Here is a 20,775-nt window from a genome sequence, read left to right as displayed (position 1 = left end):
TCCTCTGAACTGTCCTGCCGTTCTTTCCCGCGTGCTGCCCGGACTGACGGCGTCCGCGACCGCGTCCGTCCTACGATCACCGGCATGCTGCTGCGCCGGAAAATGCGAATGGTCATGGCCCTTGTCGTGGCGCTCTCCGCCGCCCTGGTCTGGGCGGTCGGGAGCAGCGCGTGGGCCGCACCCGACGACGACAAGGAAGAACCGCCCTCAGGGCGGCAGTTGCTCTTCTACAACCACGCCTATGGAGTGCTCGACCGCGAGACGGCCGATGCCATCGAGCACTCCGCCTACCTGCGGGACTTCGCCAACTTCCAGGTCCGCACCACCACCGGATCGGACGGCAACGTCTGGACCGGCCGCTATCTGATGGGCCGCGAGACCTACCTCGAACTGTTCGGGATCGGGGACGTGGCGGGCAAGGACGGCGAGTTCGGGTCCACCGGGATGGGCCTGTCGGTCGAGCGCGAGGGCGACCTCGCGACGGTGAACAAGCGGGTGCGGGACCTCGGGATCACCCCGACCGAGTTCGTGCAGACGCGGGACTTCGGCGACGGCGTGCCCGTGCCGTGGTTCGCCGGCTTCTTCGCCTTCCCGGCCAACGAGTACGACTCCTTCGGTGCCTGGACGATGGAGTACCGGCCGGAGTACTTCGCCGACCCGCGCAGCAAGACCGAGCCGGCCGCCTACCCGGGTGACGTGGGCCGGGAGCGCTACCTGAACGACGACTACGGCTCCCGCCTGATGCGTGACGTGAGCTCCATCCGGCTCGCGATGTCCGCGCGCGACGTGGCGAGCACGGAGCCGCTGCTGCGGGCCGGCGGTTTCACGGTGCGGACCGAGGGCGACGGCCTCGTCGCGCGCAGGGGCGGCACCACGATCCGGCTCGACGCGACGACGCGCGCGGACTCGGGCCTGAAGGAGGTCTCGTTCACGCTGAACAAGTCCGTCAAGCGCCATGTGGAGCGGATCGGCCGCTCGACCCTGACCGTCGGCCCGGGGGCCACCGCCGTGTGGACCTTCGACGACCCCAAGTGACGCTCCCGTCCGGTTGATCACTCTTTGGCCGGAAAGCGTCGTTGCCGCCCCCGGGCAGTGATGTCAGCATCGACGGACGCCGCGTTGCTCTGCCTTGGGGGAGGCTGATGCCGGTGGACCACCGTCCAGCGGTCGACGGAGAGAGCGCGCGCGACGCACTCGGCATGAGTTCCGGGTACGTCGCGCCGCGCACCACCACCGAACACAGACTCGCCGTCATCTGGGACGCCGGCCTCGGGATCTCACCGATCGGCGTCGAGGACGACTTCTTCGAGCTCGGCGGCGACTCGCTGCTCGCCGCCGAGCTCCAACTCGCCATCGACCAGGAGTTCGGCGTCGAGGTGCCCGCCGCCGCGCTGTTCCTGACGCCCACCGTGGCCGCCCTCGCCGAGGCCGTCGAGGCGGCGGCGAAGAACGGCGCGCGTCCGGAGCCGGGCCGGTGAGCACCCGGTCCCCGGAGGTCGACCTCGCCGATCCGGGGCTGTACGCCGAAGGGGACCCGCACGCGGTCTGGCGCGCCCTGCGCGCCCACGCGCCCGTGCACTGGCAGTCGGTCTCGGGCACCCTCGGATTCTGGTCCGTGACCCGGTACGCCGACGTCGAACGCGTCCTGGGGGACCACGCGAGCTTCACCTCCGAACGCGGCACCCTGCTCAGCATCCTCGGCCGCGCCGACCCCGCCGCGGGCCGCCAGATGGCGGTCACCGACCCGCCCCGCCACGACCGGATGCGCGCCCCGCTGCACCGGGCCCTGCGCCTGCGCTCGGCCGAGACCCACGCGGGCCCGATCCGGGCCGGGATCCGCGACCTGCTGCCCGAGGCCCCGCCCGACGGCCTGGCCCTCGACCTCTCGGCGGCCTGCGCGCAACTCCCGCTCGTGGTCCTCGGACCCCTGCTCGGGCTGCCCGCGTCGGACCGGCCGCGACTGGTCCGGCTCGCGATGATGTGCGCCGCCGAGGACGACCCGGAGCACCAGTTGCCCGGCGGCCCCGGGGCGACCCTGGAGCGCGGGCACCGTGAACTGTTCGCGTACTTCGCCGACCTGGTGCGCGAGCGGCGGCGCGGCCACCGGGAGCGGTCCGCGCACACCCCGGGCGACCTCGTCGACGTCCTGCTGACGATGGAGGTCGACGGGGAGCGCCTGACGCCCGGCGAGGTCCTGTCCAACTGCTACAGCCTGCTGCTCGGGGCGAGCGTGACCCTCGCCCACGTCCCGCCCGCCGCCGTGCTCGAACTCACCCGCACCGGGCGGTACGCCCACTGGGCCACCCGCCCCGACCTCCTCGACAGCGGCGTCGAGGAGGCGCTGCGGTGGGCGTCGCCCGCGAGCCACTTCATGCGGCACGCGCGCCGTCCGCTCGACCTCGCGGGCGTGCGCGTCGCGCAGGGCGAGGCGGTCGTGGCCTGGCTCGGCTCCGCCAACCACGACGACGCGGTCTTCGAGCGGCCCGGTGAGTTCGACCCGGCCCGCCGCCCCAACCGGCACCTGGCGTTCGGCGCGGGCCCGCACTACTGCGCCGGCGCGGGGATCGCCCGGGTCACGCTCCGGCTGTTCTTCGCGGAACTGTTCGCCCGGTACGCGGAGATCGAGGTGACCGGCGCGCCCCGACGGGCCCGGTCCACCTTCCTCAGTGGCATCACCCACCTGCCCGTACGCGTGCGGCCGAGGCGGAAGGAGGCGGCGCGGTGACGGCAGCCACGCCAGGCGGAACGGAGAGCGCGCACGGCCCCGAGCCGCGCGCCGGAGGCGGGCCCGCCGCCGAGGAACCGGCCGCGTACGGGACCGCCGAGGGCGCGCGCGGGGAATCCCACGAGGCGACCTACGCGCAGGACCTCCTGGAGCTGGTGGAGACGCTGCTGCCGGGCACCGTCCGGCAACCGGGGTTCCTGGTCCGCGCGGCCTACCGCGTGCCGGGGCCGGTGGACGAGCGGATCCTGCGGCAGGCCCTCGACGACGTCGTCGCCCGCCACGGCGCGCTGCGCACCCTGCTGCTGCACGAGGACGGGGCGCTGCGCCAGCGCGTGCTGCCGCCGATGCCCGCCCGGCTCACCGTCGGCCTCCTCGCCCCCGGCGAGTCGGCCGACGACTGGATCGCCGAGGTCACCACCCGGCCCCACCCCAGCGACGAACCCCCGCTGCTGTGGGCCTACCTGGGCCGCCGCGACGACGCCGAGGCCGTGCTCGTCCTCGTGGCCCACCACATCGCCGCCGACGCCTGGTCGCAGGACGTGCTGGAGCGCGACCTCGCCGCCGCCTACACCGCACGGCTGCACGGCCGAGGACCCCTGCCCGTCGACGTCATGCAGTACGCCGACATCGCGGTGGAGGACCGCAGCGACAAGTGGCAGGCCCGCATCGGCGAGGCCCTGCCGTACTGGCGCGAACGGCTCACCGGTGCCGAAGGGCTCGGGCTGCCCGCCGAGACCCCCGACGCCGCGCCCGGACCGACCGCGGTGCACCCCTTCCGCATCGACGCCGGGCTGCGCGACGCCGTGCGCGACGCCGCCCGGCGCGGGCGCACCACGCCGTTCACCCTGCTCCTGACCGCCTTCGTCGGCGCGCTCCTGCCGCCGGGCGACGCTATGGTGCCGGTGATCACCGCGGGCCGCATCCCCTCCGAGTGGCAGACCGTCGGATTCCTCCTCAACGTCCTGCAGATCCGCGTCGACAACCCCGGGCCCGGCAACCTCGCCGAGCTGCGCCCGCGCGTCGACCAGAGGTGCCGCGAGGCGTACGCCAACGACATTCCGCTCATCCCCGTACTGCGTGAGAACCCGCAGCTGTTGGCCCGCATGACCGCCCGCGACCGCGTCGCCCCGGCGTTCCAGATGATCGTGCGTCCGCCGGCCCGCGCCGCCCGCGAACCGGCCGCCCTCGCCCTGGAGCGGCTGCCGCTGGACACCCAGCCACCGCTGCCGATCCCGCTGCCCTTCCTGTGGACGATGCGCTGGGACGACGAGCCGGGCGGATACGTCACCTACGACGCGCACCTGTTCGGCCCCGCCTGGATGGAGCGAGCCGTCGAGAGCTACCTCGGCGCCCTGACGGAACTGGCCCGTTGACATGACGGGGGCGGACGCGGACGGGGAACTCCCGGCCGCAGGGCGGTGGTTGACCGGTCCGCCCTTCGGTGGGCGGCCGCCCCACATCCTGGACCTCGTCGAGCCGCACCTCGGGCGCGACGCGCCCGCCGTCGCCGACGCCGAGGGCATGTTCGGCTACCGCGCGCTCGACGAGGCGTCCCGGGCCGTCGCCCGCCTGCTGCTCGCGCGCGGCATCCGGCGCGACGAACCGGTCGTGGTGCACGCCACCGCCTCCCGCTGGACGATCGCCGCCCTGCTGGGCGTCCTGCGCGCCGGATGCCGCTACGTCCCCGTCGACGCCGGATTCCCCGAGGACCGCCAGCGCCGGATGGCACGGCGCAGCGGCGCCCGCATCGCCCTCGTACCCGATCCGGCGGACGAGGCGGACGGACCGGACGGACGGCACGGACCGGGCGCGGCGCCGGCCATCGGCGGCCTGGAGCGCGTGCCCTGCGGACCCGCCGACCTCGACACCGCGTCCGGCGACGGCTGCGCCACCCGCCGCGGCACCCTCGCCTACACGTGCTTCACCAGCGGCTCGACCGGCCTGCCCGAGCCCGTCACCGTCCCCGCGACGGCGCTCGGCTGGTCCACCGCCGCGCGGCTGAGGCACTACACCGAGCCCGTCGGCGCCTTTCTGCTCTGCTCGTCGATCTCCTTCGACAGCTCCATGGCGGGCATCTGGTGGACGCTGGCCACCGGCGGTCTGCTCGTCGTCCCCGAAGGGCGCACCGGCGACCTGCTGGCCCTGGCCCGCGCGGCCGAACGCCACGGCGCCACCCACCTGTTGCTCGTCCCCTCGCTGTACGGCGCGGCGCTGCGCGGCGGACTCGCGCCCCGGCTGCGCACCCTCACCACCGTGATCGTCGCCGGCGAGAGCTGCCCGCCCGCGCTGGTCGCCCGCCACCTGGCCGACCTACCGCAAGCGGCGCTGCACAACGAATACGGGCCCACCGAGTGCACCGTCTGGTCCACCGTCCACACCTGCACCGCCGCCGACGCGCGCGCCAAGGTTGTCCCCATCGGGCGGCCCATCAGCGGCGCCGCCGCGTACCTCGCCCCGGACGCGGACGGCGGCCCCGCCGAACTGTGCGTCGCGGGCCCGGGACTGGCCGACGCCGCGAGCGCGCGGGACCGCTTCGTGACCCTCGACGGCACCCGCTGCTTCCGCACCGGAGACCTGGCGACGGTCCGCGACGACGGCGCGCTCCTCTTCCACGGCCGCCGCGACCACCAGCTCAAACTCGGCGGCCTGCGGGTGGAGCGGGCCGAGATCGAGCAGGCCCTCGTGGCGTGCGACGGAGTCGTCGAGGCGGGCGTCGGCGTCACCGCGACGGCCCGGCCGCGCCCGGTCGGCTTCGTGGTCACCACCGACGAGGACCTCGACGTCCAGCGGATCCGTACGCAGCTCCTGCGCAGCCTGCCCACCACCGCGCTGCCCGCCCGCGTCATCGCCGTGCCCGCCCTGCCGCGCCTGCCCAACGGCAAGGTCGACCACGCCGCGCTCGACGACCGGGCCACCGCCGCCCGCTGACCGCGATCCTCCGATTCCACCCGTGATGACCGCGATGAACCCCTGGTGAACAAGTGGTGCCCGGGTACAACGGCGCCTGCCGGTGACCGTCTGACCTGAGTGAGGTGGGAATGCCACCTGCGGCACACGAGGTGCCGACCGCACCACTGAACTCCCTGGAGAATCACGCATGTTCGCTCGCACGTTACGGCCGCTCGGCGTCGCCGCCGCGCTCGCCTGCACGGCCGCCGTCACCGGCCTCACCGGTACGCCCGCCCTGGCCGCCGCTCCCACCGCGACCGTGGACGCCGTATCCGGCTCGCGGTTGAGCTACGAGGCCGCCCCGGGCCAGGTCAACGACGTGACCGTCACCACCCGCTACCGCGAGATCAACGAGTGGGAGGGCGTCTACGACGTCACCATCGACGACCGCGTCGCCATCACCGCCAAGGACGGATCCGGCTGCACCCACCCGGACAGCGCCGACCGCACCCGCGTGACCTGCACGATCGCGGACCCCGGCGACCGCGCCTCGGACCTGATCACCCTCGGCGCCCACCTCGGCGACAAGAACGACAAGGCCACCATCGCCCCCGGCAACCACGCCTACCTGCAGATCCACGGCGGCGCGGGCAACGACACCCTCAAGGGCGACGGCGTCACCGCGCAGTACGGCGAGGACGGCGACGACCGCCTGGACAACGGCGGCGGCGTGTACGGCGAGGGCTCCTTCGGCGGCGCGGGCAACGACATCCTGACCCACTGCGTCTACGACTGCGACGGCGGCGCGGGCAACGACACCCTGTACGGCGACGCGAGCGGCGACGGCCACACCCTGACCGGCGGCGACGGCGACGACACGGTGCACGGCAGCGCCGACGGCGAGAAGATCCTCGGCGGCCGCGGCAACGACAAGCTGTACGGCGAGGCCGGCGACGACACGATCTACGGCAACAGCGGCGACGACCTGCTGCACGGCGGTCCGGGCAACGACTTCCTGTCGGGTGGCCCCGGCACGAACCGCGTCTACCAGGACTAGCCCTGCCAGGCGGCCACCGCGGCCAACTGGGACCCGAGGGTTCCGGCGCGGGGCCGCAGCGAGCCGTCGAAGGCGGCGGAGCCGATCGTGAACGCGTCGGCTCCCGCCGCAGCCAGGTCCCGGATCTGGTCGCCGCCGGTGATGGACCCGGCGACGACCAGCCGGCCCGACGTGGCGGCTCGCGCGGCGCGCACCAGATCGAGGGGGTCGGCGTCGACGGCGCGGTACGCGAGCAGGTCGACGCCCGCGCAGCCCGCCGCCTCGGCCCGCCGGCAGTCGTCGGCGATCCGCTCCGGATCACCGGCCAGGCGCGTGGGGTGCCCGAACGGCTCTCCGGCGAACGGCAGACAGCGCGTGGCCGTCCCGGACAGCAGGCCGACGGTCTCCTCGATCCAGGTGCCGCCCATGACCCAGTCGACGCCGAGACCGACGGCGGTGCGCACCGAGGCGAGGGCCTGTTCCCGCCCGGTGCTGACCACTTCGAGGTACGAGACGGCCCCCGTCTCCTTGATGGCGGTGTGCAGCCGGGTCAGAGTGGCGGTGTCGACGCCGACGTCCTTGAACCCGATGTGCGTGATGCCGAGGTCCCCGACCGCGTCGAGGACGTCGAGGCAGTCGGTCACGGTGCGGTCGTCGCGGGTCAGCATGAAGATGAAGTCCACGGATGTCCCTCGGTTCTGGGTTCTCGGATCCCGGTTCTGGGTTCTCGGTCCGCGGTCAGCGGGCGGACAGGCGGTCGGCGTGGCGGAGGGCGGTGAGCAGGCTGGTGTGGTCGGCCGTGCCCCGGCCCGCGATGTCGAACGCCGTGCCGTGGTCCACGCTGGTGCGCACGAACGGCAGGCCGATCGTGATGTTCACGCCGTGCTCCAGGCCCAGGTACTTGACGGGGATGAGGCCCTGGTCGTGGTACTGCGCGACCACGGCGTCGAACTCCCCGGCGCGGGCCCGCATGAAGACCGTGTCCGCCGGCCAGGGGCCGCTCGCCTCGATCCCCTCGGCGCGCGCCGCCCGGACCGCCGGGGCGATGACGTCCAGGTCCTCGCGGCCGAAGAGGCCGTTCTCGCCGGCGTGCGGGTTGAGTCCGGCCACCGCGATGCGCGGTGCGGACAGGCCGCCGCGCCGCAGGGTGCGGTCGGTGAGGCGGATGACGTCCAGCTCGCGCGCGGTGCCGAGCGCGTCGAGGGCCGTGCGCAGCGACTGATGGACGGTCACCAGGACCACCCGCAGCTCGCCGTTGTCCATCATCATCGCGTAGTCGGTCGTCCCGGACAGCTCGGCCAGGATCTCGGTGTGCCCGGGGTGCGGGACACCGCCGAGGCGCAACGCCTCCTTGTTGATCGGCGCGGTCACCAGCGCGCGGACGTCACCGTCCAGGGCCAGTCGGATGCCGCGCCGGACGTAGCGGAAGGACGCGTCGCCCGCACGGGCGTCGACCGTGCCCCAGGGCAGCTCGGCGGGCAGGTCCGTCTCCGCGAGGACGTCGACGGTGCCCGGCGCGTACGCCGCGTGGTCCAGGGAGTCGATCGGGTGGGGCGTCAGGCCCGTGCCGGCGAACGCGTCGGCGCGGGCCAGCACGCCCGGGTCGCCGATGACGACGACGGGCATCGTGCGGCGCGGGTCGGCGCACACCTTGAGCGTGATCTCCGGTCCGATGCCGCAGGGGTCACCCATGCTGAGGGCGATCGGGTTCATGCGCGCTCTCCTTGGTCGGCAGGTGTCCGTACGAGGCGGCAGAGCCGCAGGAGCAGGTCGTCGTCGCCGAAGCCGCCCGCCTTGACGAGGACGGGCGGACCGGCCGGTGCGGGCAGACCGGGTCGGCCGAGCGGGGTGCCGAGGGCGATGCCGGGTTCGGGCTCGTCGAGCAGGTGCAGGCCGGTGATGTCGAGGGCGCGCAGCACGGTCGTCGCGGTCTCGCCGCCGGTGACGACGAGCGCGTCGACGCGGTGTTCCGTGAGCAGGGTCCGTATGTGTGCCGCCATGGAGCGTACGAAGTCCCGGGCGATGAGCGGCGGGTGGCGCGTGTCGGGTGTCCGCAGGGTGAGGACCGGGGCCGTCAGGCCGCGCAGCGCCTCGGTGTCCCCGGCCGGATCGTCGCCGACGGTGATGCCCTGGACGTCCTCGCGGGCGTGGAGCGCCGCCAGCTGCCGCCGTGTCGCGGGGTGGGCGCTGCCCACGACGACGAGGGGCCGCCGGGCCGGAGGGACGGGGGGTGCGGTGGCTTCGACGGCGTGCGCGCACCTGCGGGCGAGGGCGGCGGCCAGCCCCGGTGACCCGACCCAGAGCACGTCGTCGAGGCGCGGCACCGCCGCCACCAGACGGTCGAGGTCGGCGTCCGTGCGGGCGGAACAGACGATCGGGCCGCCCGCACGGACCAGGCGAGGCAGTTCGGCCGCCCGCCCGGGGCCGACGCGTGCGGCCGTGGGGAACAGCACGGCCAGGTCCGAGCACCGCACGGGGTGCACCGGGTCACGGGCGTAGTCGCTCTCGTGGACCGGGACGCCCCGTACGTACTGGACCGCGTCCACCGTTTCCCTGCCCTCCGCGGGGAAGGCCGGGGCGATGACGACGGCGCGCCGCCGCGAGCCCGCCCACGCGGCCTTCGCCTCCGCCACGACATGGCCGCGCAGCGTGGAGTCCACCGTCTTGAACAGCACGGCGGAGCCACGGCGCAGGCGCGCGGCCCGCTCGGTGGCCGCGGCGGCCGCCGCCTCGTCCAGCACGCGGCTGCCGAGGTCGACCGCGGTCACGCCACCGCCCCGTACGACAGCCGGGTCCGGGGCGGCGAACAGGATCCGCGCGGGCAGCCCGCCGCCGCGGAAGGGCGCGGCGCCGTCAGCGGCGCTGGTGAGGTCGTCGGCCAGGATGGCGACGTCCGGCCCGGGACCGTCGAGCACTGTCATGCGCCATCTCTCCGTCGGTCGGCTGCTGCTGTGACGGATTCAATGGTGCGGCGGCCAAAAGCCCAGGACAAACGATTCCTTGTCACGAGAGCTGTGACTAGAGTTCACGGATGCGCTGGCCGGCCCTTCCCCCGCTCAACACGCTGCTGCCCTTCGAGGCGACCGTGCGGCACGCCAGCATGACCGCGGCGGCACAGGAACTCCACGTGACGCACGGCGCGGTGAGCCGGCAGATCCAGAACCTGGAGCGCGCCCTTGGCACCACGCTGTTCGAGAGGGGCGCGCGGACCCTGCGCCCGACCCCGCAGGCACGCCAACTGGCCGCCGTCGTCAGGGACGCACTCGACCAGATCGACGGCGCGGCGGCCCAGATGTCACGGCGCGCGCCCGCCGGACCGCTCACGCTGTCCTGCGAGCCCACGCTCCTGATGCGCTGGCTCATCCCGCGCCTGCCCGACCTGACGGCGAGCGTGCCGGAGGTGACCGTGCATCTGTCCGCCGGCGGCGGTCCCGTCTTCTTCGAGCGGGACGGCATCGACCTCGCGATCCGCAGGGACGACTTCCCGCTGCCCGAAGAGGTGAGCCGCACCCGGCTGTTCGGCGAGCGGATCGGACCGGTGTGCCGCCCCGATCTGGCGTCCGGGCTCACCGGCGCCGACGGGGTGCGGGACGCCGTTCTGCTGCACACCGCGACCCGGCCCCGGGCCTGGGAGGACTGGTGCGGCATCACCGGCCTGACGGCCCGGCCCGCGTCCGAACAGACCCTGGAGCACTTCTACTTGACCCTCCAGGCCGCCGCGGCCGGGGTCGGGGTCGCGATCGCCCCCTACGCCGTAGCCCGCGACGACCTGGAGCGCGGGCAGCTCGTCGCGCCCTTCGGCTTCGTCCCCGACGGGACCGGCTACCACCTGCTCGGCCGTCGGCCGCCCGAGCACGACGAGCGGGTGCGCCGCCTCGTGTCGTGGCTGCGCGGCCGGACGGCCGGTCTGGCGGACGAGGCGGACTCAGTCGCCTGACGAGGCGGTCATGTCGGCCAGTTCCGCGAGTGACAGGCCCAGCTCGTCGTGGAGGAACCGCACCACGGTCCAGTGCGGCAGCGCGTCCTCGTCGAAGGGGCCGAACGCGGCGGTGTACAGCGGGATCCACCGCAGCGCCTCCTCGGCCGCCCGCTCGCGCCCCGGATCCTCCTGGTAGGCGTCGTAGCTGATGCTGCGGTGGTGGATGAAGTGGCCGCCGGGAAGCCGCTGTTCGCACAGCTCGCGGTACTCGCGGGTCTGCAGGATGAGGTAGTGCCAGATCTCGTCGATGTCCTGCTCGACGGGGAGGAAGAGGCCGGCGAGCCGGTCGGGGTGGCGGGAGACCAGGTAGAGGTAGCGGAGGCACTCGCGGACCTGGTGGGTGACGTGGGGCAGCTCCGGGGCGTCGGGCTTCGCCGCGAAGTGCCGCACCACCTCGTCGTGCAGGACGGTGCCGAGCAGTTCCTCGGCGGTGGGCGCGGCGGGAGCGCCGGGAGCGGTCGTCGCGGTGGGGGCGGTGCCGGTGGGCGGTGCGGTGGTGTGCATGGGAAGTCCTGTCGGGAAGTCCTGTCAGGGGGCGTCGCCAGGGCGTCGCTAGGGCGTGGTGAGCCAGGCGTACTTGCCGGAGCGCCCGATCGGTACGTGCGCGCGGTGCTCGACCCGGCAGGTCCGCCCGGTCAAGTCGGCCACAGTCGCGGTCAGTTCGGTGATCTCGTCCGGGGCGAGAGGCTCACCGTCGAAGGTCGTGCACCACAACTCGCAGTGGTCCTCGCCGGTCAGGCGCAGCTGGTGGAGGAAGACGCGGGACGTCACGGCGGCGATCCGTACGTCGAGATCGGCCTGGGCGACGGGGCCGCGGGGCGTGGCCAGCAGTTCCTTCTCGCGACCGCAGAACGAGATGATCCGCTCCGGGTCGGCGCTGCCGTCACGGGTGCGGACGCAGTCCCCGGAGCGGTACCGGACCAGCGGCATGTACGGGTTGCGGACGCTGGTGACGATCAGGCTGTGGATGCCGCTGCCCGGCTCCACCGGGATCAGCTCCACGCTCATGTCGTGCAGGTAGGGCCGGTAGCTGCCGTCGGCCTCGCTGTAGAAGAGGTAGCCCAGTTCGGTGCTGCCGAAGAGGTCGACGACGGGGCAGTCGAAGTGGTCGCGCAGGAACACGCGGACGTTCAGCGGCGTGTACTCGTACGCGTGGATGATGCCGCCGGGCGGGGGGAAGGCGTCCCACAGGTCCCACTCGTCGACCTTCCTGACCAGGTGCGCCAGGTGGTAGCCGGAGCAGTCCAGGAGGTAGGCACCCTTCGGGTGCGCGGCGGCGACGGCACGGATGTCGGCGAGGATCCGCTCGACCTCGGTGCGGTCCCAGCCGGACGGATCCAGCTCGCGGTTGAGGTACAGCGTGCGGTCGTCCAGCCAGCGCTCGCCGGGCGTCGCGCCCGGCTTGGCGGCGTTCACGCGCGCCACGTGCTCGGTGGCCAGCACGGTGGTCAGCGAGACCCGTCGCGCGCCCTCGTGCCAGAGCGCGCCCAGATCGGGGTGCTCGCTCCACAGGCGGTAGTAGGAGCGGAGCAGGAAGTACGGCGGCCGGATGAGCTGCATCCGGGCGTGGTTGGTCCCGGTGGACAGCACGAACTCGGCCTCGCCCGTCTCCAGGGCGCGGGACAGCTCGGGGGTCATCCAGTTGGCCGGGAATTCCCGGGCGATCTCCGGCTTCTCCAGGATCGGGAAGTGGCCGCGCTCCACGGAGGCGCGGTAGAGGGGGATCTCCCGGACGTGGTCGAGGACGTCGGCGCTCGGCAGTCGGTTCAAGGGGGCTCCGGTGCGGGGCGGTGGGCGGGGGAGTGACGGGCACGGGGCGGCCGCCGCGACAGGGACGGCCGCCGGGCGGCCGCCCCGCGGCCCGTCAGTGGCTCAGGTGGCGCGGCCGGCGGCGCCCGGGGGACGCCGCCGGCCCGGGGTCAGGAGATACAGCCCGACTTGCCGGTCGCGCTGATGCAGCCGCTCTTCGGCGTGGCGCTGATGCAGCCGTCCTTGGCGCCCTGCGCGGAGTTGGCGGCGACCCACTTCTGCCACACGGACTCCTGCGTCATGCGCGCGATGAGCTTCTCCATGGTGAAACCTCCATAGTCATCAGATGGTGGACAAACGGAACTTGCGTGTCACTCAGTGCCTGGCCCGCGCCGTCGCGGGCTCCTCGGCACCGGCACCGGACACCGGAAGCGTCTTCATGCGTACCGCTTCGGTGCCGGAGTCGTTGTGCCGCAACGCCCAGTTCTCGAGCGTCGTGCGGCAGGCGTGGTCCAGATGGCGCACGGCCGTCAGGTCCAGCTCGATGGGCCGGTCCTTGGGCATGGCCTCCAGGGTCTCGAGGATGCGGGGCAGCCGCAGGAACGTGGCGTTCCCGGTGAGCGTGACCACGATGCGGCCATCGGTCAGCTCCGTGACGTCCAGCTGCACGTGGGAGGTCTCCCAGGCGGACTTGACGACCGCGAGGATCAGACCGAGGACCACGCCCTCGAACATGTTGGTCACCACGATGGCGATCGCCGTGACCGCGAGGATGATGGCCTCGCCGCGGTGGGCGCGGGCCAGCGGGACGATCTCCTTGAAGGGGATCAGCTTGCAGCCGGCGTGCACCAGGACACCGGCGAGCGCCGCCAGCGGGATGATGCCGAGCGCGGCCGGCAGCAGCACGGCGAACAGGAGCAGCCAGACGCCGTGCAGGACCCGGGAGAGCGGGGTGCGCGCACCGGCCTGGACGTTGGCGGAGCTGCGCACGATGACCGCGGTCATCGGCAGGGCCCCGAGCACGCCGCACACGGTGTTGCCGACGCCCTGGGCGACGAGTTCCTTGTCGTAGTGCGTGCGCGGCCCGTTGTGCATCCGGTCCACGGCCGCCGCGCTGAACAGCGATTCGGCGGACGCGATGAGGGTGAACGCCAGGACGGTGCCGAGCACCGCCACGCTGCCGAGCTGCGCCAGGTCGCCGAGGCCCGGCGGCTGGATCGAGTCGACCAGGCCGCGCACCGTCACGTTCGCCACGTCGAGGCCCAGCCCGGCGGTCACGGCGGTGGCGAGGGCGACCGCGGCGAGCGGTGCGGGCACCACGCGCGCGGCGGCGGGCAGTTTGGGCCAGAGCACGAGCACGGCGATGGTGCCGAGTCCGACGGCCGCGGCGGTCAGCGCCGTGGTGGACTGCAGGGTGTCGGCGAGGAGACCCGGCAGGCCGGCGATCTTGTCGAGACCGGACTGCGGCTGTTTCGCCCCGGCCATGGTGTACAGCTGGCCGAAGATGAGGACGAGTCCGATGCCGGCGAGCATGCCCTGCACGACGGACACGGATATCGCCCGGAACCATCTGCCGCAGCGCAGCAGACCGAGGGCTATCTGCAGGGCGCCGGTGAGCAGCACGATCGCGCCGAGCATGCCGAGCCCGAACTCGCGTACGGCCTCGAAGACGAGGACGGTGAGTCCGGCCGCGGGACCGCTGACCTGAAGGGCGCTGCCCGGCAGGATGCCGACGATCAGACCGCCGACGATGCCGGTGACCAGGCCCAGTTCGGCCGGTACGCCGGAGGCGACCGCCACACCGACGCACAGCGGCAGGGCGACCAGGAAGACCACCAGCGAGGCGAGGACGTCCCGGCGCAGGACGCCCGGATCACGCAGCTCGCGGAAGGGGGCGAGGAGGGGGGAAGAAGAAGAGGACATGAGGGTGGGGGGTCCTGTCGTGGGAGCGGGCCGGGCGGAGGGGCGCGGCGGCTCTCACAGCGGACCGAACGCCGGCCGGCCGTCGTCCGACGGACGGTGTGCGGAGACGGTGCCGGTGTGCACCTCGTAGTACCAGGCGTGCAGGGTGAGCGATCCGTCGGCGGTGCGCTCGCGCACGCAGGGGTAGCCGCGCAACCTCTCCAGCTGGGCGAGCACATGGGTCTGCACGGCCTCCGACACGTCGTCCGACGTGGGGGTGAGGGAGCGCAGCGGGGCGTCGGCGGCGACCGAGTGGTCGAGCCAGTCGCGTACGGCCGGGACGGCCGACAGGTCCTCGTGCCGCACGACGGCGCCCACCGCGCCGCAGTGCGAGTGTCCGCAGACGACGATGTCGCGGACGCCGAGCACGCACACCGCGTACTCGATGGTGGCCGCCTCGCTCATGGGATGGCCGGGGCGGCCTATGGGGCCTTCGGTGGGGTAGGGCGGTACGACGTTGCCCGCCGTGCGGAGTTCGAAGAGCTCGCCGGGCCGCGCTCCGGTGATGAGGGCCGGGACGACGCGCGAGTCGGAGCACGTGACGAACAGGGCTTCGGGCGACTGCCCGGCTCCCAGGGCCTGGAAGGCCTCGGCGTTGCGGGGGTCCGCCACGTGGTTCGCGGCGAACGAACGGGCGTTGTCGATCAGTGACTTCAAGGTGGCCTGCCTCCTGCGTCGCTGCGGCGGTCAGCCGGGACGCGGTGTGGTCGGGTCGATGGTGACGGTGGGGAGGGTCGGTCCGCGGCGCTGCGGGCGCCCGTTGCCCCGGTGACAGCCTGAGTGGCTCTCGTGACTCCCACTTTGCCATCGCATTAACCTTCCATGACAGAGCAAAAATCTGCCAAAGAATGAGTAATAAACGCCCCTGAGCTGGGAGTTGGTCCAGCGCTAAACCGTTGACCAAAGATCTTGGTGATGATTCTGTGGAGCAGATGAGGCGATTCCGTTCGCAAGGGATTGCAGTCGCATCGAATCCGGCATCGGCCGGGCCGTCGGAAAACCCCGTGATCCCCTGCGAGGGGGAGCACTAGGGTGCTGCGTGCCATCGCCCGGGGCCGTGCGCCGTCGCCCGGGAGCACAGAACGACAGGGAGCAGAAGAGCCATGCCGGACACCTTCTTCGAGGGCCAGGCCGTCGACACCGAACCCGCCCCCCACGTCTTCCTCGTCGTCGGCATCCCGGGGTCCGGCAAGAGCTCGGTGTCCGCGGCCCTGGCCCGCCGCATGCCCCGTGGCGCGCACATCGAGGGCGACCACCTCCAGGACCTCGTCGTCTCGGGCGGCCGGCTGCCCACGCCCGAGGGGGACGCGGAGGCGGACCGCCAACTGCTCCTGCGCGCCCGCAACGCGTCGGTGCTCGCCCGCAGCTTCCACGCCGGCGGCGTCGTACCGGTCATCGACGACGTGGTCGTACGCCGCGCGCACCTGGAGTTCTACCGGGAGCACCTGAAGGACCTGCCGCTGCGCCTGATCGTGCTCGCGCCGTCGGTCGAGGTCGTCTCGGGCCGGCTCGCGGCCCGCGACAAGGTCCTGCCGGTCGACTGGTCCTTCCTGGACGAGGCGCTGCGCGCCGAGCTGGCGGGCGAGGGGGAGTGGTACGACAGCTCGGCGCTCACCCTCGACGAGACGGTGGACGCGGTCCTGGCGGGCGGCTGAGCCACCTCAACGTCCTTCCGCCGCCCGCCAGTTCCGTCGCAGCTCCGCGTTGACGGCGTCGGGCTCCTGCGTGTGGGGATAGAAGCCGGGCACGCGCAGCAGGCGGGCGCCGAGCGTGTCGGTGAGCGACTCGGCGACGGCGATCAACGGATCGCCGACATACGTGCGGTACAGCTCGGGGGAGTCCTCCCAGGTCCCACAGATCACCGACGTCGGCCAAGGGGCCGCCCGCAGGGGCTCCAGGGGGATGCGGGCCTCCCAGACGGGCCGTTCCCGCATCGAGGTGGCCACCGCCCGCAGTCGGTCCGCCGTCGGCTCCGGCACGGGCAGTCCGATGCCCTCGGTGGAGGCGCGCAGGAACTCCCGCACCTCCTGCTCGCCCGGCGCCGCCGGCACTCCGGGGGCCGACTCCGTCACGCGGCTCAACAGGGCCGCGACGGTGGGGTGTTCGGCCGCGGCGGTGAACGCGGAGGGCTGGATCAGCGTCAGGGACCGCACGAGGTCGGGGCGGCGGGCGGCGGCCAGCATCGCGATCACCCCGCCGTTGCCGTGGCCGACCAGATGGGCGCCGCCCTCGCCGAGGAGGCCGACGACGTCGTCGGCGTCCGTCTCGAAGTCGTTCCGCTCGGTGTCGGGGCTGCGGCCGTAGCCGCGCCGGTCCACCAGGTGCAGGCGGTGGCGATCGGCCAGCGGCCGCTGGGCCGCGAAGCCGTACGTCGCGTCGCTGCCCCAGCTGAAGATGTTGTGCACGAAGACCGCCGGCGGGCCCTGCCCGTCGGTCTCGTCCCATGTCGTCACGTGGATCGGTGTCAAGGGTCGTGACTCCTCTCGGTGCCGGACGGTCGAGCCTGTCGGTGCCGGGTGACCATGCCGTCCGATCATGCCCGTTCGCAGGCCTGTTCGTACGGCGGTCAGTATTGGTCTGAACCTTGGCAAAGCGTCGGAAAAATATGTTCCAGGTACACCAAACTGGCCAAAAAGTCGTCCACATCGCGGACGTCCCAGGAGGAGTCTGTCCCTCGTTCGTCGAGAGGCGCGCGCCGGAGGAGAGAACGTTCTGGTGCGCCGACCCCTGAGGGGAGTCCGTGGCGTGGGACGTGGCAGGGCCAGGGCGGAGCAGATCGCGACGGAGGCGGCCGAACGGCTCTTCGCGGTGGGGCAGTTGTTGAGAAGGGCGCAGACCACGCCCGAGGGGCGAGCGGTCTTCCGCACGGACCAGCAGGTCAACGACCAGCCGTACAGGGAGCGTTGGGCGCACGACAAGGTGGTTCGCTCCACCCACGGAGTGAACTGCACGGGCTCCTGCTCGTGGCAGGTGTACGTCAAGGACGGGCTGATCACCTGGGAGACACAGGCGACCGACTACCCCTCTGCGGGCCCCGACCGGCCGGACTACGAACCGCGCGGCTGCCCACGCGGCGCGTCCTTCTCCTGGTACACGTACTCGCCGACGCGGGTCCGTCATCCGCACGCGCGCGGCGTGCTGGTCGAGATGTTCCGCGAGGCCAAGCGCCGCCTGGGCGGTGATCCCGTCGCCGCGTGGGCCGAGGTCACCGGCGACCCCGGGAAGCGGCGCCGCTACCAGGCGGCCCGCGGCAAGGGCGGCCTGGTCCGCATCGGCTGGGACGAGGCCCTGGAGATCGCGGCCGCCGCCCATGTGCACACCCTGGGCGCGTACGGCCCCGACCGGATCGCCGGGTTCTCGCCGATCCCCGCGATGTCCATGGCCTCCCACGCCGTCGGCGCCCGCTTCCACGCGCTGATCGGCGCGCCGATGCTGTCGTTCTACGACTGGTACGCCGATCTGCCGATCGCCTCGCCGCAGGTGTTCGGCGACCAGACCGACGTGCCCGAGTCCGGTGACTGGTGGGACGCGGCGTATCTGATGCTGTGGGGCTCGAACGTGCCGGTGACCCGGACCCCCGACGCGCACTGGATGGCCGAGGCCCGCTACCGCGGCCAGAAGGTGGTCGTCGTCTCGCCCGACTACGCGGACGCGACGAAGTTCGCCGACGAATGGCTCCACCCGCACCCCGGCACCGACGGCGCGCTCGCCATGGCCATGGGCCACGTCGTCCTGCGCGAGTGCTTCGTCGAGCGGCAGGTCCCGTACTTCACCGACTACGTCCGGCGGTTCACCGATCTGCCGTTCCTCGTCGGCCTGGACGAGCACGCGACGGGCCGGACCGGGAAGGGCGGGGCCGAGGCGGGCGCCCACACCCCGGGCGCCTTCGTGACCGCGCGCGACCTGGACCTCGCCCGGGACGCCGACCCCGACGCCCGGCGCTGGATGCCGGTCCTCTACGACGCGGCGGCCGGGCGGCCCGCCGTACCGGGCGGCACGCTTGGCGACCGCTGGGGCACATCCGGCGAGGGCCGCTGGAACCTCGACCTCGGCGACATCGACCCGCTGCTCACCCTCTACGGCAGGCCCGGCACGACGACCGCGACCGTGGTGCTGCCCCGCTTCGACGAGGAGGGCGCGACGCTGCGGCGCGAAGTGCCCGCGCTGCGCGTCGGCGACCGCCTGGTGACCACCGTCTTCGACCTGATGCTGGCCCAGTACGGCGTCGGGCGCGAGGGACTCGACGGGCAGTGGCCCGACTCGTACGACGACGCGACCACGCCCTGCACCCCCGCCTGGCAGGAGGCGCTCACCTCGGTCTCCGCGGGCGCGGTCGTCCGCGCGGCGCGGGAGTTCGCGCGGACCGCGGAGCAGACCCGCGGCCGCTGCATGATCGTGATGGGCGCGGGCACCAACCACTGGTTCCACTCGGACACGATCTACCGCTCGTTCCTGTCGCTGCTCCTGCTCACCGGCTGCCAGGGCGTCAACGGCGGCGGCTGGGCGCACTACGTGGGACAGGAGAAGGTCCGTCCCTACGCCGGCTGGCAGCAGATGGCGACGGCATCGGACTGGGTGCGCCCCGCACGGCAGATGGCCGGGACCCCGTACTGGTACCAGCACACCGACCAGTGGCGCTACGAGAGGTCCACCGCCGACGCCCTGGCCTCGCCCACCGCGCCCGGCACCCTGAGCGGACTGCACACCGCCGACCTGATCGCACGCTCCGTCCGGCAGGGCTGGATGCCCGCCGCCCCGACGTTCTCCGCCAACCCCCTGGAACTGGGGCGGCGCCTGCGCGCCTCCGGCGCCGACCCGGCGGACTGGGTGGCCGCGGAGCGCGACGCCGGACGGCTGTCGTACGCCTGCGAGGACCCCGACGACCCGGTCAACTGGCCCCGGGTGCTCACCGTGTGGCGGGCCAACCTCATCGGCTCCTCCGCCAAGGGCAACGAGTTCTTCCTGCGGCACCTGCTCGGCGCGTCCGACAACGCGAGCGCCGAGGAGGCCCCTCCCGAGGCCAGGCCCCGGGACGTGACCTGGCGCGACGAGGGCCCCCGCGGCAAGCTCGACCTGCTGCTCGCGCTGGACTTCCGCATGACGTCCACGACCCTGTACGCCGACCTCGTGCTGCCCGCGGCGACCTGGTACGAGAAGCACGACCTGTCCAGCACGGACATGCACCCCTACGTGCACGCCTTCTCCCCGGCGATCAGCCCGCCGTGGCAGGCCCGCACCGACTTCGAGATCTTCCACGGCCTGGCCGCCGAGGTCGCCCGGCTCGCGCGGGGCCGCCTCGACGTCGCCCACGACCTGGTCGCCACGCCTCTCCAGCACGACACCCCCGGCGAGGCGCCGCCCGACGGCCCCACCGGGCCGCACTTCACCGTCGTCGAACGGGACTACACCGCCATCGGCGACCGGATGGCCGCCCTCGGCCCGCTCGTCGAGGAGCGGGGCATCACGGTCAAGGGCGTCACCGTGCGCCCCCGACCGGAGGTCGCATGGCTCACCGCCCGGTGCGGGACCGCCGCCCACGAGCCGGTGCGCGGACGCCCCCTGCTCGACACGGACGTGAAGCTCTGCGAGGCGATCCTGGCCCTGTCGGGCACCACCAACGGCCGCCTGGCCGCCGAGGGGTTCGAGCGGCTCGCCGAACGCTGCGGCACCGACACCGGACTCGCGGAGCTCGGCGCGTCGGTGGCCGAACGGCGCGTGGAGTTCTCCGACACCCAGGCCCGCCCGGTGCAGGTCGGCGCCAGCTTCGAATGGTCGGGCAAGGAGGGCCCCGACCGCCGCTACGCCCCCTTCACGATCAACACGGAGCACCGCAAGCCCTGGCACACCCTCACCGGCCGCCAGCACTTCTACCTCGACCACGCGTGGATCGCCGAGTACGGCGAACAACTGCCGCTCTACCGGCCGCCCCTGGGCCTGGACATGCTCGGGGAAGCGCCGCCTCGGGACGACGGCGGGCGCTCGGTGACGGTGCGTTACCTCACGCCGCACTCCAAGTGGTCGATCCACTCCGAGTACCAGGAGAACCTGCTGATGCAGACCCTGGCGCGCGGCGGCCCGGTGATCTGGCTCGGCGTCGCCGACGCCGAGGCGATCGGCGTCGCGGACAACGACTGGATCGAGGCGCACAACGCCAACGGCGTGGTGGTGGCCCGCGCGGTCGTCTCGCACCGCATGCCGCCCGGCACCGTCTTCATGTACCACGTGCAGGAGCGCCTGGTGAACGTGCCCACGTCCGAGGCCACCGGGCGGCGCGGCGGGGTGCACAACGCGCTCACCCGGCTGCTGATCAAGCCGACCCACCTGATCGGCGGCCACGCCCAGCTCTCCTTCGCCCCCAACTACTACGGCCCCACCGGCAACCAGCGCGACGCGGTCACCGTCATCCGGCGCCGCGCCCAGGCCGTGTCCTATTAG

Annotated in this window: 18 protein-coding genes; 9 read left to right on the top strand and 9 right to left on the bottom strand. The window is 73.2% G+C overall.

The window, feature by feature from the left end; translation table 11 throughout:
- Positions 1 to 108: 108 nt before the first annotated feature.
- The 6 genes from AB0L89_RS29000 to AB0L89_RS28975 all read left to right on the top strand — a co-directional run bounded on the left by AB0L89_RS29000 (position 109) and on the right by AB0L89_RS28975 (position 6,671).
- Positions 109 to 1,035 (top strand): DUF5829 family protein, encoded by a 927-nt coding sequence (locus AB0L89_RS29000; protein ID WP_365147258.1) that lies wholly within the window; start codon positions 109 to 111, stop codon positions 1,033 to 1,035.
- A 113-nt stretch (positions 1,036 to 1,148) separates the two neighbouring features.
- The gene (locus AB0L89_RS28995) at positions 1,149 to 1,478 is read left to right on the top strand and encodes a phosphopantetheine-binding protein (protein ID WP_365147035.1); all 330 of its coding nucleotides are present in this window, start codon (positions 1,149 to 1,151) and stop codon (positions 1,476 to 1,478) included.
- Positions 1,475 to 2,725 carry a cytochrome P450 gene (locus AB0L89_RS28990; RefSeq protein ID WP_365147032.1) on the top strand — a complete coding sequence of 417 codons (1,251 nt, stop codon included), beginning with the start codon at positions 1,475 to 1,477 and terminating at the stop codon, positions 2,723 to 2,725. Before AB0L89_RS28995 ends, AB0L89_RS28990 begins: the two co-directional genes overlap by 4 nt.
- A complete protein-coding gene (locus AB0L89_RS28985; protein ID WP_365147029.1) occupies positions 2,722 to 4,098 on the top strand; it encodes a condensation domain-containing protein in 1,377 nt (458 codons plus the stop codon). The genes AB0L89_RS28990 and AB0L89_RS28985 overlap by 4 nt, the downstream gene beginning before the upstream one ends.
- A gap of 1 nt (position 4,099) precedes the next feature.
- A complete protein-coding gene (locus AB0L89_RS28980; RefSeq protein ID WP_365147026.1) occupies positions 4,100 to 5,653 on the top strand; it encodes an amino acid adenylation domain-containing protein in 1,554 nt (517 codons plus the stop codon).
- A gap of 169 nt (positions 5,654 to 5,822) precedes the next feature.
- Positions 5,823 to 6,671, top strand: coding sequence for a calcium-binding protein (locus AB0L89_RS28975; protein ID WP_365147023.1), 849 nt, complete (start codon positions 5,823 to 5,825; stop codon positions 6,669 to 6,671).
- On the opposite strand, the gene AB0L89_RS28970 is transcribed toward AB0L89_RS28975, so the two are convergent.
- From AB0L89_RS28970 to AB0L89_RS28960, 3 genes are read right to left on the bottom strand one after another with little or no spacing between them, the layout of a single operon-like run.
- On the bottom strand, positions 6,668 to 7,333 hold the full coding sequence (locus AB0L89_RS28970; protein ID WP_365147020.1) for a HisA/HisF-related TIM barrel protein: 666 nt from the start codon (positions 7,331 to 7,333) through the stop codon (positions 6,668 to 6,670). The genes AB0L89_RS28975 and AB0L89_RS28970 overlap by 4 nt on opposite strands.
- Positions 7,334 to 7,388: 55 nt before the next feature.
- A complete protein-coding gene (gene pdxA, locus AB0L89_RS28965; protein ID WP_365147017.1) occupies positions 7,389 to 8,363 on the bottom strand; it encodes a 4-hydroxythreonine-4-phosphate dehydrogenase PdxA in 975 nt (324 codons plus the stop codon).
- Positions 8,360 to 9,571: a four-carbon acid sugar kinase family protein gene (locus AB0L89_RS28960; protein ID WP_365147014.1), complete on the bottom strand. Its 1,212-nt coding sequence runs from the start codon at positions 9,569 to 9,571 to the stop codon at positions 8,360 to 8,362. Before AB0L89_RS28960 ends, pdxA begins: the two co-directional genes overlap by 4 nt.
- 110 nt (positions 9,572 to 9,681) lie before the next feature.
- On the opposite strand from AB0L89_RS28960, the gene AB0L89_RS28955 reads away from it, so the two are divergent.
- Positions 9,682 to 10,587, top strand: coding sequence for a LysR family transcriptional regulator (locus AB0L89_RS28955; protein ID WP_365147011.1), 906 nt, complete (start codon positions 9,682 to 9,684; stop codon positions 10,585 to 10,587).
- Here the strand turns inward: AB0L89_RS28955 and AB0L89_RS28950 are convergent.
- The 5 genes from AB0L89_RS28950 to AB0L89_RS28930 form a co-directional block, all read right to left on the bottom strand.
- Complete coding sequence (locus AB0L89_RS28950; protein ID WP_365147008.1) at positions 10,576 to 11,133, bottom strand: hypothetical protein; 558 nt, start codon at positions 11,131 to 11,133, stop codon at positions 10,576 to 10,578. The two genes, AB0L89_RS28955 and AB0L89_RS28950, sit on opposite strands and share 12 nt — an antisense overlap.
- Before the next feature lie 48 nt (positions 11,134 to 11,181).
- Positions 11,182 to 12,399: a hypothetical protein gene (locus tag AB0L89_RS28945; protein ID WP_365147005.1), complete on the bottom strand. Its 1,218-nt coding sequence runs from the start codon at positions 12,397 to 12,399 to the stop codon at positions 11,182 to 11,184.
- Between the two features lie 149 nt (positions 12,400 to 12,548).
- Positions 12,549 to 12,701 (bottom strand): hypothetical protein, encoded by a 153-nt coding sequence (locus tag AB0L89_RS28940; protein ID WP_365147002.1) that lies wholly within the window; start codon positions 12,699 to 12,701, stop codon positions 12,549 to 12,551.
- A gap of 52 nt (positions 12,702 to 12,753) precedes the next feature.
- Positions 12,754 to 14,301 carry a SulP family inorganic anion transporter gene (locus AB0L89_RS28935; RefSeq protein WP_365146999.1) on the bottom strand — a complete coding sequence of 516 codons (1,548 nt, stop codon included), beginning with the start codon at positions 14,299 to 14,301 and terminating at the stop codon, positions 12,754 to 12,756.
- Positions 14,302 to 14,355: 54 nt separating this feature from the next.
- Positions 14,356 to 14,952, bottom strand: coding sequence for a carbonic anhydrase (locus tag AB0L89_RS28930; protein WP_365147255.1), 597 nt, complete (start codon positions 14,950 to 14,952; stop codon positions 14,356 to 14,358).
- A 491-nt stretch (positions 14,953 to 15,443) separates the two neighbouring features.
- On the opposite strand from AB0L89_RS28930, the gene AB0L89_RS28925 reads away from it, so the two are divergent.
- Positions 15,444 to 15,995: an AAA family ATPase gene (locus tag AB0L89_RS28925; RefSeq protein ID WP_365146996.1), complete on the top strand. Its 552-nt coding sequence runs from the start codon at positions 15,444 to 15,446 to the stop codon at positions 15,993 to 15,995.
- 6 nt (positions 15,996 to 16,001) lie between these two features.
- Here AB0L89_RS28925 and AB0L89_RS28920 read toward each other — a convergent pair whose 3' ends face one another.
- Positions 16,002 to 16,808 (bottom strand): alpha/beta hydrolase, encoded by an 807-nt coding sequence (locus AB0L89_RS28920; RefSeq protein ID WP_365146993.1) that lies wholly within the window; start codon positions 16,806 to 16,808, stop codon positions 16,002 to 16,004.
- Positions 16,809 to 17,085: 277 nt separating this feature from the next.
- Here AB0L89_RS28920 and AB0L89_RS28915 point away from each other — a divergent pair, with 277 nt between their 5' ends.
- Positions 17,086 to 20,775, top strand: coding sequence for a nitrate reductase subunit alpha (locus tag AB0L89_RS28915; RefSeq protein ID WP_365146990.1), 3,690 nt, complete (start codon positions 17,086 to 17,088; stop codon positions 20,773 to 20,775).

It is taken from the genome of Streptomyces sp. NPDC052114 (genome assembly GCF_040680155.1).
Lineage (GTDB): Bacteria > Actinomycetota > Actinomycetes > Streptomycetales > Streptomycetaceae > Streptomyces.
The sequence above is the reverse complement of the archived record's forward strand: the minus strand, read 5'-3'. Positions and strand labels throughout refer to the sequence as shown.

Excerpts from the sequence above, each read along its gene's own strand:
- AB0L89_RS29000 (WP_365147258.1), top strand. The coding sequence starts at position 109 with ATGGTCATGGCCCTTGTCGTGGCGCTCTCCGCCGCCCTGGTCTGGGCG.
- AB0L89_RS28980 (WP_365147026.1), top strand. The coding sequence starts at position 4,100 with ATGACGGGGGCGGACGCGGACGGGGAACTCCCGGCCGCAGGGCGGTGG.
- AB0L89_RS28975 (WP_365147023.1), top strand. The coding sequence starts at position 5,823 with ATGTTCGCTCGCACGTTACGGCCGCTCGGCGTCGCCGCCGCGCTCGCC.
- pdxA (WP_365147017.1), bottom strand. The coding sequence starts at position 8,363 with ATGAACCCGATCGCCCTCAGCATGGGTGACCCCTGCGGCATCGGACCG.
- AB0L89_RS28960 (WP_365147014.1), bottom strand. The coding sequence starts at position 9,571 with ATGACAGTGCTCGACGGTCCCGGGCCGGACGTCGCCATCCTGGCCGAC.
- AB0L89_RS28955 (WP_365147011.1), top strand. The coding sequence starts at position 9,682 with ATGCGCTGGCCGGCCCTTCCCCCGCTCAACACGCTGCTGCCCTTCGAG.
- AB0L89_RS28950 (WP_365147008.1), bottom strand. The coding sequence starts at position 11,133 with ATGCACACCACCGCACCGCCCACCGGCACCGCCCCCACCGCGACGACC.
- AB0L89_RS28940 (WP_365147002.1), bottom strand. The coding sequence starts at position 12,701 with ATGGAGAAGCTCATCGCGCGCATGACGCAGGAGTCCGTGTGGCAGAAG.
- AB0L89_RS28935 (WP_365146999.1), bottom strand. The coding sequence starts at position 14,301 with ATGTCCTCTTCTTCTTCCCCCCTCCTCGCCCCCTTCCGCGAGCTGCGT.
- AB0L89_RS28925 (WP_365146996.1), top strand. The coding sequence starts at position 15,444 with ATGCCGGACACCTTCTTCGAGGGCCAGGCCGTCGACACCGAACCCGCC.